The following is a 12,990-nucleotide window of genomic DNA, read 5'->3' as shown; positions in this document are numbered from 1 at the left end:
GCGAGACTAACCCCCCGCAAGCAGTTTTAGAATCAGCAGCTTACAAGACGTTAATGTGAGTTTTTTTTTGCAAGCCGGGCGGGGCGGCGGGCAAACCCCTCGCGGGCCGGCCGGCCACTCCCAACCCCGGCCAGCCCCCGAGCATTCGCGCCGGCCTAGTGGCTCGCCACAGGGGCCCGCAGCGCCGAGGCCACAGCCTCCGCCAGCGTGGTCGTGGGCCGTCCGAGCAGGCGGCTCAGCGTGTGAGAGTCATCGTCCAGCGCACCCTGCGCGGCATGCGCCTCCGAGTCCGCGATGGCCTCGGCAAGCGCCGCCGGCAAAAAGTTGCTCAGGATTGCCCGGTATTCGGCCTCGGAAAGATTGCGGTACGCGATCTCCTTGCCCGTCTGCCGGCTCACCTCCGCGGCCAGCTCCGCCCGTGTGTAGGGCGCGTCGCCGCCCAACTCGAGCACGCGATTCTCATACCCGCTGCCGGTCAGCACCTCCGCCGCCGCGGCGGCATAGTCCGCGCGCGACGCAGCCGCAAACCGTCCCTCGCCTGACGCCCCCACAAACGCTCCCTGCGCAAGCGCCGCCGGAATCGCAGCCGTCTGATTCTCGAAGTACCAGCCATTCCGCAGCAGGCAATAGGCAAGGCCGCTCGACGCCAGATACTGCTCCGTCACCAGATGCTCCCGGGCCAGCACCATCGGAGAGGTGTCGCAGTGCAGCAGGCTCGTGTAGGCCACAAACGGGACGCCCGCCGCCTTGGCCGCATCAATGACCGCCTTGTGCTGCGGCTCACGCTGGCCAATCTCGTTGCCCGAAATCAGCAACAGCCGGGTGGCTCCCTGAAAAGCCGCCGCCAGCGTCTCGGGACGCGAATAATCGGCCTCCCGCACCACGACGCCCTGCGCGGCCAGATGCGCGGCCTTGGCCGGCGTGCGAACCGCCGCCACAATCTTTCCCGCCTCGGTCCTCTTCAGCAGTTCGGCAATCACAAGCTGCCCTAGCTGCCCGGTTGCTCCCGTTATCACGATCATTGCACTTCTCCTCTCAGGCATTGCGCCTCATCTCCACGTTAGCCCATGAGCTTTCTTCCGGTAAGTACATACCTTCAGGTAAGCTCATGGCATGCCCTGGCCTCGCTCCACCAAAACCGCCCGCATCCCCAAGCCCAACCTCTACGCCGCGGACTGCCCCACCCGCATCATCCTCGACGACATCATGTCCCGCTGGGGATCGCTCGTCATCGTGCTGCTGCGCGAGCGCACCTACCGCTTCAGCGAACTGGCCTACCTCATCGGCGGAGTCAGCGAGAAAATGCTCGCCCAAACCCTGCGCCGCCTGGAGATGGATGGCTTCGTCAAGCGCACCGTGCTCGCCACCAAACCGCCCAAAGTGGAGTACAGCCTCACGCCGCTCGGCCGCGAACTCAGCACCCACGTGCATGCGCTGACCAGCTTCATACACAAACGCGGCCCCCGCATCCTACAGAACCGTGACAGCGCCCGGAAGAAGACCACCCCGCCCAAAAGCACCCAGGAAGCCTCTCGCAAGAGCCCCGCACCGCGCTGGCAAACAATCCCCTAGCCCGTCTCGCCCCTGGCCCGTCCCCCCTAGCCCGTCTCCGATAGACAAGCCCACATCGATGGGGGCTTGCCGGAGCCGTTTGACAACCCCAATCCGGCGCGCGATGCTAAAGGGTTTCGTCCGGAGTCCCGATATGCCCTCTACCTTGACCGTCGCCGAGCCCTACCTCATCCAGCAGGACTGGAACGCGTACACATCCGAGCAGCACGCCATCTGGCAGGAGCTGGTCGGCCGCCGCATGCCCCAGTTGCGCCAGTACGCCTGCCAGGAGTATCTCTCCGGCTTCGTCCAGATCGGCCTGCGCGAGGACTCCATCCCCAACCTTGCGGACGTCAACCGCCGCCTGGGCCCGCTCACCGGCTGGAACGCCACCCCGGTCAGCGGCTTTCTGCCGCCCGACGCCTTCTTTGAGATGCTGGCCGACCGCCAGTTCCCCACCACAACCTGGCTGCGTGACCGCGAGTCGATGGAGTACACCCCTGAGCCGGACATCTTTCACGACGTGCTCGGCCACGTGCCCATGCACGCGCACCCCGTCTTTGCCGACTTTCTGCAGCAGTATGGCAAGACCTGCGCCCGCATCATGCACGACAAGGACGCCCTCGAACGCATGGGCCGCCTCTTCTGGTTCACCGTGGAGTTCGGCGTCATCCGCCAGCATGGGCAAATCAAGCTCTACGGCAGCGGGCTGATCTCCTCGCACGGCGAGTCCACGCATGTGATTGAGGGCAGGCCCGAGATTCGCGACTGGAACCTCGAACAGGTGCTCAACCAGACGGTCAACGTCTCAGAGATGCAGCCGGTGCTGTACGCCGTCGAGTCGTTTGACCAGATCTTCGAGGCCGCCAAAGAAGCCGAAGCCCTGCTCTGCCGCTAAAGGGAGAAAGCTCGTCTCACCACTCCAGCAGCAGCATCTCCGCGCAGAAGCCCGGGCCCATGGCGGCCAGCAGGCTCTTTGTGCCCGGCGCGGGACGGTGCTGCTTCATCACGTCATCGAGCACCACCAGCACGGAGGCCGACGACAGATTGCCCACGCGCCGCAGCGCCTCCCACGAGCGCACCAGCGCGCCGTGCTCGAGGCCGAGCGCCTCTTCTGAGGCCTCCAGCACTTTGGGGCCGCCCGTATGCATGAGCCAGCAGCCGATATCGGCCCGCGTCAGCCCATGCCCGGCCAGAAAGCGGTCCACATCGCCGCCCAGATTCTCGCGCACCACCTGCGGCACCTCTGGCGACAGCACGATCTGAAAGCCGCGCTCGGAGATATCCCAGCCCATCACGTCTTCGGTGCCGGGGTAAAAGACCTGCGCATGGTCCAGAATGCGCGGCCCCGCGCCGGCCAGCGCCGGCGTCTGGGCTCCGCCCACGAGAACGGCGGCCGCGCCATCGCCAAACAGACCCGTCGAGATGAGGTTCGCGACCGACACATCGCCCCGCTGCCACGTCAGCGAACACAGCTCGACAGACAGCAGCACGGCATATTGATCGGGATAGGCCTTCACGTAATCGGCCACGCGCGCCAGGCCGGCGGCTCCGGCGACGCAGCCCAGCCCAAAGATGGGGTTGCGGCGAATGCTGCGCGGCAGGCCCATGCGATTCACCAGCCGCGCGTCAATCGAGGGGCTGGCCACGCCGGTCACCGACACAAAAAAGATCGCGCCGATCTGCTCGCGCCGCACGCCCGATTGCCGCAGCAGGCACTCGATGGCCTGCTCGCCGAGGTCGAGCGCGGTTTCAATCCACACGTTATTGGCCTTGCCCCAGGTGTCGAGCGAGCGGTACTCGTCCAGAGGCCGGGAAAAGTAGCGCCCATCGACGCCGGTGCGGCCATGCAGCCGCTCAAGCACCGCGATATCAATGCTTTGCTCCCAATACCGGCAAAGCTCTTCAGCGATCTGCTGCTGCGTATAGTAGTGCTTGGGAAAAGCCGTGGAGGTCGTAAGGATTCGCATGCGTTGTACTTGTATGATGACGCCTGAGACCAACTGTTACGCCGCGCCCATCATAAATCTTGCGTAAAGTGGTTTTGCGCTCATGAACACAGTGCCCTCTTGACGCGCGGCGCGCCCTTCGCCATGCTGGAGATACGGGCGGTGGAGTTCGCCTCAGTCCCAACCGTTGCCGGTCCCGGCAGCCAATGACTCCTGACACTTTTGCTGAAGCACCGCGCTCGCGGTTCAAAGAGTGCCAGGAAGGAGTCTTTTCAAATGAAATATCTGTGGGTTGCGCTGGGCGGCGCACTGGGCGCGCTGGCGCGTTACACCGTGGGAGTGTGGATTTACGAGCGTCTCGGCACCCGCTTCCCTTACGGCACCTTTGCCATCAACGTGACGGGGTGCTTCCTGATCGGTCTCGCGCTGACCGTGCTGGACGCGCACATGGACCTGTCTCCGGCATGGCGGCTCGCGATTCCGACCGGGTTTATCGGTGCGTACACGACCTTCTCGACGTTTGAGTACGAAACGCTGCGGGCCGCGCAGCATGGCCAGATGGGCACAGCGGTGCTTTACTTTGGCAGCAGTCTGGCGCTGGGCATTCTGGCGGTCTGGCTGGGGATGGTCGTCGGCAACCGCATCGTAGCGTAGGCCGGCAATATCAGCGGAAATGGAAAGGGTGCGGGAATCTCCCGCACCCTTTGTCTTGCCTGATTGGCTGAGGACTACTCCACGTGATAGTTGGGAGCCTCGCGCGTGATGATGACGTCGTGCACGTGGCTCTCACGCAGGCCCGCGTTGGAGATGCGCACGAAGCGAGACTGCGTCTGCATCTCGTGAATGCTGGAGCAGCCCAGATAGCCCATGCCGGAGCGGAGGCCACCGACAAGCTGGTAGACCATGGCTTCGAGGGGTCCGCGATAGGGCACGCGGCCTTCAATGCCTTCAGGCACAAACTTGGCGAGGCGGTTCTCGCCGTTGCGCTCGCGGCTGACGACACCCTCGCTGCGCACGGCCTCGGCAAAGCGGTCGCTCGGCCCCTGGAAGTAGCGTTCGCCCGAGCCCTGCGACATAGCGCTCAGCGAGCCCATGCCACGGTACGCCTTGAAGGAGCGGCCCTGGTAGAGGATGGTTTCGCCGGGGCTTTCATCCACACCGGCAAAGAGCGAGCCAATCATCACCGAGCTTGCGCCGGCGGCGATGGCCTTGGCGATATCGCCGGAGTACTTGATGCCGCCGTCAGCAATGACCGGAACATCATGCTCGCGGCCCGCACGGAATGCCTCGGAGATAGCCGTGATCTGCGGCATGCCCGCGCCGGTGACCATGCGCGTGGTGCAGATGGAGCCGGGGCCGATGCCCACCTTGATGCCGTCCGCACCGGCCTCGATCATGGCCTTGGCACCCTCGTAGGTGGCCACATTGCCGGCGAGCAGAGCGACATCAGGAAAGCGCTTCTTGACCTCGCGAATGGCATCGAGCACACGCGAGGAGTGACCGTGGGCCGAATCGATGGAGAGTACGTCCACGCGATTTTTGATCAGCTCGGCGGCGCGCTCCAGAAAGTCGCCCGTAGCGCCGATGGCGCCGCCCACGCGCAGGCGGCCCTGCTCGTCCTTGGAGGCGTTGGGGTACTTGAGCTTCTTCTGGATGTCCTTGACGGTGATGAGGCCCTTGAGCTCGTACTGGTCATTGACGACCAGCAGCTTCTCGACGCGGTGGTGATGCAGAATCTCTTCGGCCTGCTCCAGCGTGGTGCCGACGGGAACGGTGATGAGATGCTCCTTGGTCATCACCTCGCCGATGGGCACATCAGTGCGGGTCTCAAAGCGCAGGTCGCGGTTGGTCAGAATGCCGACCAGCTTCTTGTTGCGCGTCACGGGCACGCCGCTGATCTTGTAACGCCGCATCACGTCGAGGGCGTCGGAGATCAACTGCTCGGGCTCCATCGTGACCGGATCGACGATCATGCCGCTCTCAGAGCGCTTGACCTTGTCGATTTCCCCGGCCTGCTCCTCAATGGTGAGGTTGCGGTGAACAATGCCAATGCCGCCCTGCTGGGCCATCGCAATGGCCAGGCGCGACTCGGTCACGGTGTCCATCGCGGCACTCAAAAGTGGAATGTTCAACCGGATGGTACGCGTCAGTCGCGTCTCGGTACTGACCTGGCTGGGAATTACTTCGCTGTAGGCAGGAACCAGCAGCACATCATCAAACGTCAGAGCTTCGGGAATCGGTCCATCAATCATAAGTATTTTTTCGGCAAAAGCTCTCGAGGGCCAATGCGTTCAGAAAGGAGGCGGGCAGGAGCAGCTTTGTGACATTGTAGAGTCCACGCCGGTGCGGGGCAACCTTGCCCCGCATGCGCGGACAATGAATTTATCGTTCTTCAAAAGATGCACGAGCCGGCGATTTCGCTTCATTCTGCTGAGTGGCCCGCGCGAAACAGAGGCTGCGCTAGATGCCGGCGGCCTTTTCAGCGGCTTCCACCGTTTGCGCAATGAGCGTGGCAATGGTCATGGGGCCGACACCGCCCGGGACCGGAGTGTACGCCGCACAGCGGCCAATCACGGCCGAAAGCTCGATGTCGCCCACACCGCCCGGATGATAACCGGCGTCCACGACGACAGCTCCATCGCGAATCCAGTCGCCCTTGATGAACTCGGGCTTGCCGAGCGCGCCCACAATGATGTCGGCACGGCGAATGACGTCGGGCAGATTCTTCGTGCGCGAGTGGCAGATGGTCACCGTGGCATTGGCGGCCAGCAGCATCATGGCCATGGGCTTGCCCAGAATGGGGCTGCGGCCCACCACAACGGCCTCTTTGCCTTCCAGAGGAATCTGATAATGCCGCAGCAGGCGCATGATGCCGGCCGGAGTCGCGGAGCCGTAGGCCGGCTCATCCATGGCCATGCGGCCAAAGCCGTGCGTGGTGACGCCATCGACATCTTTGTCAATGGAGATGCGATCAAAGCAGGCGCGCTCATCAATCTGCTTTGGTACGGGATGCTGCAGCAGGATGCCGCGCACGCGCTCATCGGCGTTCAGTTCGTCGATTTTGGCCAGCAGCTCTTCGGTGGTGGTCTCTTCGGGCAGGGTAACGCTGAGCGAGTCCATGCCGACGCGGCGGCAGGCATTGCCCTTCATGCGCACGTACGTGGCCGAGGCCGGATCACTGCCCACCAGAATGGTGGCCAGAATCGGCGGTTCGCCGTTGGTTTTGGCGCGGATGCGCTCGACGCGCTCCTGCATCTCGCCTTCCAGTTGCTTCGCGTAAGCCTTACCGTCAAGAACAATAGCGGACATACTGCTAGTGTACCGGGAAGCGGGCGGTTATTCCGCCATGCTGAGCTGATGACGCAGGTCCGCGCCGCGAATCCAGAAGATGACGTCAGTGGCGATGTTGGTGGCGTGGTCGGCGATGCGCTCCAGGCTGCGCGAGACCATGATGGCCAGCAAGGCATGCTCGGCACACTCGGGCGACTCCTGAATCTTGCCCAGCAGGGTGCGCTGGGCATCGCGGTTCAGGTCATCAATCTCATCGTCCATGGTCAGCACGGTGTCGGCCACCTGCGCGTCGCCATCGAGCAGCGCCAGCACCGAGGTACGGATCATCCTGCAGGCCTGCTCGCCCATCTGGGCGATATCCACGGGCAGCTCGGGCCGGTCGGTTTCAAGCAGCTCGCGGGTGCGGCGCGCGATGCCCATGGCCTGATCGCCAATGCGCTCCAGATCGCCGTTGATCTTGATGACCGCGAGAATGAAACGCAGGTCCACGGCCATGGGCTGCTCCTTGGCGAGCAGATCGTAGGCCATTTCGTCCACTTCGCGCTGGGCCAGGTTGATGGCGGTCTCGTTCTCGCGGACGTACTGGCAGAGCCCATCGTCGAAGTTGCAATACGCATCCACGGCGGACTCGACAGCCTGCTGGGCGAGGGCGGCCATGGCGAGCAGGCGGTCCTTCAGGTCGGCAAGTTGCTGATGAAAGTGAATGCGAGGCACGGCGTAACTCCTGTCCCTAGTATTGTGCAACATTCGATGTGACAGCCACGCGAAAAATCGGAGACTGCGCCTCCAGGACATTCCCTTAAGTCACTTGCACCGCTTACCGCGCGCGGGCATCTCAATCATGCAGAGAGCACCGGTTGCCAGAAGGGGAAAGGGCATGAATCTTAACAGTTCCCCCCTTTGCCATTTGTGCCATTCCGGGTATAGCTTAGAGGGTCGCTGGGGGAAAAGAGCACTTCCCCGCGCCCGGCAAACTTTTGTACCTGTATCGGAGTAGAACAGCATGTCCACCCTGGTTCACCCTGAAGTCGCAACACAAAAAGACTTTCTGCCGTTGAACGGCACCGACCATGTTGAGTTTTATGTTGGCAACGCCAAGCAGGCGGCCTATTTCTACCGCGTCGCCTTCGGCTTTCAACTGGTCGCCTATGCCGGCCCTGAGACCGGCGTGCGCGACCGCGCCAGCTATGTGCTGCAGCAGAACAAGATTCGCTTCGTGCTGACCACGCCGCTGCGCCCCGATGGCGAGATTGCCGCGCACATTCATCTGCATGGCGACGGCATTCGCGACGTGGCCCTGTGGGTGGACGACGCGCGGCAGGCATGGAAGGAAACGACCAAGCGTGGTGCACGCAGCGTGCGCGAGCCCTTTGAACTGAAGGACGAGCACGGCACCGTCAAGATGGCCTCGATAGCGGCCTATGGCGATACCGTTCATACCTTTGTGGAGCGCGGCAGCTACCACGGCGTCTTTTTGCCGGGCTATCGCGCCGAGGCAGAAGACACGATTGCACGCCCGACAGGGCTACTGCATGTGGACCACATGGTCGGCAACGTGGGCTGGAATGAGATGAACCGCTGGGTGGATTTCTATGCGGACATCATGGGCTTCTCGCTCTACCAGCACTTTGACGACAAGGACATTTCGACCGAGTACTCCGCGCTGATGTCAAAGGTGATGGCCAATGGCAACGGGCGCGTGAAGTTCCCGATCAACGAGCCGGCCGAGGGGCGCAGAAAGTCGCAGATTGAAGAGTATCTGGAGTTCTACCATGGCCCCGGCGTGCAGCATGTGGCGATGGCGACCCATGACATTCTGGAGACGGTCTCAAAGCTGCAGGCGCAGGGCGTCGCCTTTCTGAAAGTGCCGCACAGCTATTACACAGAACTTGAAGGCCGCGTGGGCAAGATTGACGAGCCGATTGAAGAGCTGGAGAAGCTCGGCATCCTGGTGGATCGCGACGACGAGGGCTACATGCTGCAGATCTTCACCAAGCCGGTCGAGGATCGGCCCACGCTCTTCTACGAGATCATTCAGCGCAAGGGCAGCCGCAGCTTTGGCAAGGGCAACTTCAAGGCACTGTTTGAGGCCATTGAGCGCGAGCAGGAGCTGCGCGGCAATCTGTAAGCACCAGTCTCAAATCACGACTGAAAAGCGAAGGCCGCTCCGATGGGAGCGGCCTTTGTTATTAAAAGCGCGAAGGACAAGGGCGATGAGCTTTGTGCAGGGGCGAAGGCCCTGTTATTTCCGGCGCTTTTGCGGCATGGCTGAAGCCATGCCCTGATACGAAGCTACGATGAAGAGCTTCTGCGCGGGGCAGCTTTTCAGTGGGCCAGAACCATGCGGTCCACCGGAGTGAAATCGAGTTCCAGCAAGACGCCCTGCGCATCTTCAAGAACGGTGAGCTTCACGTCTTCGAGCGACTGCACAATCCAGTCGGCGGCGGCGAGGCTTTCGAGTGAGTGCGAGAAGAGCGTCGCCAGCACCTTGCACCCGGCCGCGTGACCGGCCTTGGCGCCGGAAGCGGCATCCTCAATGACAAGGCAGTCCTCCGGGCGCAGGCCGAGCAGCTTTGCACCTTTCTGGTACGGCTCAGGATGCGGCTTGCCATTCTCGACCAGATCGGCGGTGATGAAGTGCTCCGGCACGGTGAGGCCGCCCTGCGCGAGGCGCACACGCGCCAGCCGCTCGGTGGCCGAGGTCACGACCGTCCACGCGTGGGGCGGAAGCTGGGAAAGCAGAGCGCGCACGCCGGGAAGAATTTCGAGGCCTTCGTTGTCTTCGACTTCGAGGTCTTCAATGCGGCGCAGCCCGGCCTGAGCATCAATGTCAGGGCGCAGGAAACGAACGGTATCGATGGCCCGGCAGCCATGCGCGGTGCGAATCGCGAGCGCGGGGTCAACGCCGTGCTCCTCTGCCCAGCGCTGCCAACTGCGCTCGACGGAGCCAAGCGAGCTGACCAGCACGCCATCCATGTCAAACAAAATGCCGCGAGTCTGTATCTTCACTTTTTCAGGGTAGCAGTTTTGGGGCGGGCGACCGGCGGATCGAGCGTCCAGCCGCGGAGGGCCAGACGCTCGGATCAGAGCCGAATAGATGACTGCTTACAGCTTTGCGAAGAACTGCTTCATGCGTGCAAGGCCCTCTTCCACGTTGTCATGCGACACCGCATAGGAGAGGCGGATGTGTGATTGCGTTCCGAAAGCCTCGCCCGGAACGGAGACGACATGCGCTTCCTGCAGCAGGCGCGAGGCCAGCTCCATGGCCGTCTGCGCGCCGGGGCGGCCGAGATAAGCGCTCACGTTCGGGTAAACATAGAACGCGCCCTCAGGCTTGGTGCAGGTGATGCCGGGAATCTCCGCAAGGCGGGCCAGAATGCGGTCGCGCAGCTTGATGTAGTCGGCGCGCATCTCGGCGACGCACTCCTGCGGGCCGGCGACGGCCGCCAGAGAGGCCTTTTGCACCATCGATGCCGTAGAGGAGGTGGACTGGCTCTGCAGCTTGCTCATGGCCGCGATGATGGCCTTGGGGCCCAGCGCGTAGCCGGCGCGCCAGCCGGTCATGGCATAGGTCTTCGAGAGCGAGCCGAGCACGATCACGTGCTCCTTGGCTTCTTTGAAGGAAGCGCCGCTGATCATCTCGCCGTTGAACTGCAGGTAGCTGTAGCACTCATCAAGCATCAGGAAGATGCCGCGCGCGTGGGCGAGGCGGACGATGCGCTCAAGATCGGCAGTGGAAACGACCGAGCCCGCCGGGTTGGAAGGCGAGTTGAGAATGATGGCCTTGGTGCGCGGCGTGATGGCCGCCTCAATGGCATCGGCGGTGATACGGAAATTCTCGGCTTCGTCGGTTTCGAGATACACGACTTTGCCGCCGGCGTACTGAATGATGTCCTTGTAGGAGACCCAGTAGGGCACGGGCAGAATCACTTCGTCGCCGTGATCGATGAGCACCTGAATGGCGTTGAAGAGGGCCAGCTTGCCGCCCGTGGTGAAGACGCATTCCTCGGGCGCGTAGTCGGTGCCGAAGTCGGCGGCGTGGCGCTCCACAATGGCCTTGCGCACCTCGGGAATACCGGAGACCACCGTGTAACGCGTGAAGTTGTCATGAATCGCCTGGATGGCGGCGTCTTTGATATGCTGCGGCGTGGCAAAGTGGGGTTCGCCGGCGCCAAAGTCGACGAGTTTGTGGCCCTGAGCGCGAAGCTTCGCGGCTTCGGCGGTCACAGCCATGGTTGCGGAGACCTCAATGCGGCCGATACGTTCGGCAAAGACACGGGTAGCGGTGGTAGCCATGCCACCATTTTTTCAGATTTTCATGCGCGGCGGGGGAAGAATCCGCGCGGCAGGCGGCGGCTAGAGGTGCGGCACGCGCTGTTTGAGGCGTTCGACAACAAAATCCGGCACCAGGCCATCCACCGAGCCGCCCAGCTCAAAGACCTGCTTGATGAGGCGCGAGCTGACAAAGGAGTATTTTGCGTCGGGCATGAGGAAGATGGTCTCCACCTCGGGCGCGAGGCGGCGGTTCATGAGGGCCATCTGAAACTCGTACTCGTAGTCGCTGATGGCGCGGATGCCGCGCAGCACGGCGTTGGCTTTCTGCTCGCGGGCAAAGTCCACCAGCAGGCCATGAAAGGTGGCCACGCTGACGTTGCCGAAGCCGCGCACGCCCTCGGTGAGCATCTCCACACGCTCGGCCTCGGTGAAGAGCGGCGCTTTGGTGGAGTTGCGAAGGATGGCGACGACGAGATGGTCAAACATCTTGGCGCCCCGCGCGATGAGATCGAGGTGACCGTTGGTGACAGGGTCAAAACTGCCGGGGTAGATGGCTTTTACGGTATGCACGGCAAGCTGATTGTAGCTGACTGAGAACAGAGGCTTACACCATGGCCGCGCGGCTTCGTTGACCACACAACGAAAAGAGGCCGCCAAAGCGGCCTCTTTTATGCATGATGAAAGTGAAGCTTATCCGCGAAAGTGAAGCCTATCCGCGACGGGAGGGTTTGACGGCGTCCTGCGCGGCGGCAGCACCGTTGGCCGGAACCGCGGGGACCTCGGCCTGCGGCACATTGGCCAGAGTGATGCCGAGCTTCTGGCGCAACTGCGTATCGATGCGCTGGAAGGTATCGCGATTTTCCTTGAGGAAGCTGCGAACGTTTTCGCGACCCTGGCCGATGCGTTCGCCGGAGTAGCTGTACCACGCGCCGGACTTCTCCACGATATTGTGAGCCACGGCGAGGTCAAGCACGTCGCCCTCACGCGAGATGCCCTCGCCATAGAGAATGTCGAACTCGGCCTCGCGGAAGGGCGCTGCGACCTTGTTCTTGACGATCTTGACGCGGGTGCGGGAGCCCACCACGGTGTCGCCTTCTTTGACGGCGGCAATGCGGCGGATATCCACGCGGACCGACGAGTAGAACTTGAGCGCTCGGCCGCCGGTGGTGGTTTCCGGATTGCCGAACATGACGCCGATCTTTTCGCGAATCTGGTTAATGAAGATCAGGCAGGTGCGCGACTTGGAGACTGTTCCGGTGAGCTTGCGCAGCGCCTGCGACATGAGGCGCGCCTGCAGGCCGACGTGGGAGTCGCCCATTTCGCCGTCGAGTTCGGCCTTGGGCACGAGCGCGGCGACCGAGTCCACCACGAGCACGTCAATGGCGCCGGAGCGCACCAGCGCCTCGGTGATTTCGAGCGCCTGCTCGCCGTAGTCGGGCTGCGAGACGAGCAGATTGTCCACATCGACGCCCAGCTTTTGCGCGTAGATGGGGTCGAGCGCATGCTCGGCGTCCACAAACGCGGCCATGCCGCCGGCCTTTTGAGCCTCGGCGATGATCTGCAGCGTGATGGTGGTTTTGCCCGAGGATTCCGGCCCGAAGATCTCCACCACGCGGCCACGCGGCACGCCGCCCACGCCGAGCGCGGCGTCAAAGGAGATGGAGCCGGTCGAGATCGTCGAGATAGGCACCACGGCTTCCTTGCTGCCGAGGCGCATGATGGATCCCTTGCCGAACTGCTTTTCGATTTGTGAGAGCGCCAGTTCTACGGCGCGAGAACGATCGTCAGCCACGTGAAAAACTCCAGAATTTGCGGGCGCTTCGTGAGCGCCGGTTCCTGATTCCCACTCAATGCGGGGTGAAAGTTAAGCGAAGTGTACCACCGGAGCGGGAGTCGCTGCAGAGAGCTTTGAAGCCACCCAAAC

At 62.8% G+C, this 12,990-nt stretch carries 13 protein-coding genes; 4 read left to right on the top strand and 9 right to left on the bottom strand.

Translation table 11 applies throughout. The features are described from left to right. Positions 1–155: 155 nt before the first annotated feature. Positions 156–1,022 carry an SDR family oxidoreductase gene (locus ACP_RS15860; RefSeq protein WP_015898353.1) on the bottom strand — a complete coding sequence of 289 codons (867 nt, stop codon included), beginning with the start codon at positions 1,020–1,022 and terminating at the stop codon, positions 156–158. Positions 1,023–1,113: 91 nt separating this feature from the next. On the opposite strand from ACP_RS15860, the gene ACP_RS15855 reads away from it, so the two are divergent. Next, complete coding sequence (locus ACP_RS15855) at positions 1,114–1,572, top strand: winged helix-turn-helix transcriptional regulator (RefSeq protein ID WP_015898352.1); 459 nt, start codon at positions 1,114–1,116, stop codon at positions 1,570–1,572. 133 nt (positions 1,573–1,705) lie between these two features. After that, positions 1,706–2,449, top strand: a complete 744-nt coding sequence (locus tag ACP_RS15850) for a phenylalanine 4-monooxygenase (RefSeq protein ID WP_148215187.1) — start codon at positions 1,706–1,708, stop codon at positions 2,447–2,449. Positions 2,450–2,465: 16 nt separating this feature from the next. On the opposite strand, the gene ACP_RS15845 is transcribed toward ACP_RS15850, so the two are convergent. Then, complete coding sequence (locus ACP_RS15845; RefSeq protein WP_015898350.1) at positions 2,466–3,521, bottom strand: type III polyketide synthase; 1,056 nt, start codon at positions 3,519–3,521, stop codon at positions 2,466–2,468. A gap of 255 nt (positions 3,522–3,776) precedes the next feature. Between ACP_RS15845 and crcB the strand changes: the two genes are divergently transcribed. Continuing rightward, a complete protein-coding gene (crcB, locus tag ACP_RS15840; protein WP_015898349.1) occupies positions 3,777–4,154 on the top strand; it encodes a fluoride efflux transporter CrcB in 378 nt (125 codons plus the stop codon). Between the two features lie 74 nt (positions 4,155–4,228). On the opposite strand, the gene guaB is transcribed toward crcB, so the two are convergent. From guaB to phoU, 3 genes are all read right to left on the bottom strand, one after another. After that, complete coding sequence (guaB, locus tag ACP_RS15835) at positions 4,229–5,752, bottom strand: IMP dehydrogenase (RefSeq protein ID WP_015898348.1); 1,524 nt, start codon at positions 5,750–5,752, stop codon at positions 4,229–4,231. A gap of 208 nt (positions 5,753–5,960) precedes the next feature. Then, positions 5,961–6,809, bottom strand: coding sequence for a bifunctional methylenetetrahydrofolate dehydrogenase/methenyltetrahydrofolate cyclohydrolase FolD (gene folD, locus ACP_RS15830; RefSeq protein WP_015898346.1), 849 nt, complete (start codon positions 6,807–6,809; stop codon positions 5,961–5,963). Positions 6,810–6,836: 27 nt separating this feature from the next. After that, entirely contained in the window at positions 6,837–7,505 is a 669-nt protein-coding gene (gene phoU / locus ACP_RS15825) for a phosphate signaling complex protein PhoU (protein ID WP_041839673.1), read from the bottom strand. Between the two features lie 289 nt (positions 7,506–7,794). Between phoU and hppD the strand changes: the two genes are divergently transcribed. Continuing rightward, the gene (hppD, locus tag ACP_RS15820; RefSeq protein WP_015898344.1) at positions 7,795–8,919 is read left to right on the top strand and encodes a 4-hydroxyphenylpyruvate dioxygenase; all 1,125 of its coding nucleotides are present in this window, start codon (positions 7,795–7,797) and stop codon (positions 8,917–8,919) included. A 197-nt stretch (positions 8,920–9,116) separates the two neighbouring features. Here the strand turns inward: hppD and ACP_RS15815 are convergent, their stop codons facing one another. The 4 genes from ACP_RS15815 to recA form a co-directional block, all read right to left on the bottom strand. After that, entirely contained in the window at positions 9,117–9,800 is a 684-nt protein-coding gene (locus tag ACP_RS15815) for an HAD-IA family hydrolase (RefSeq protein WP_015898343.1), read from the bottom strand. Positions 9,801–9,896: 96 nt separating this feature from the next. Further along, on the bottom strand, positions 9,897–11,087 hold the full coding sequence (locus ACP_RS15810; RefSeq protein ID WP_015898342.1) for a pyridoxal phosphate-dependent aminotransferase: 1,191 nt from the start codon (positions 11,085–11,087) through the stop codon (positions 9,897–9,899). Between the two features lie 60 nt (positions 11,088–11,147). Next, positions 11,148–11,636, bottom strand: a complete 489-nt coding sequence (coaD, locus tag ACP_RS15805) for a pantetheine-phosphate adenylyltransferase (protein WP_015898341.1) — start codon at positions 11,634–11,636, stop codon at positions 11,148–11,150. Between the two features lie 139 nt (positions 11,637–11,775). After that, positions 11,776–12,858 carry a recombinase RecA gene (gene recA, locus ACP_RS15800; protein WP_015898340.1) on the bottom strand — a complete coding sequence of 361 codons (1,083 nt, stop codon included), beginning with the start codon at positions 12,856–12,858 and terminating at the stop codon, positions 11,776–11,778. Between the last annotated feature and the right edge of the window lie 132 nt (positions 12,859–12,990).

It is taken from the genome of Acidobacterium capsulatum ATCC 51196 (assembly GCF_000022565.1).
Taxonomy (GTDB): Bacteria; Acidobacteriota; Terriglobia; order Terriglobales; family Acidobacteriaceae; genus Acidobacterium; species Acidobacterium capsulatum.
The sequence above is the reverse complement of the archived record's forward strand: the minus strand, read 5'-3'. Positions and strand labels throughout refer to the sequence as shown.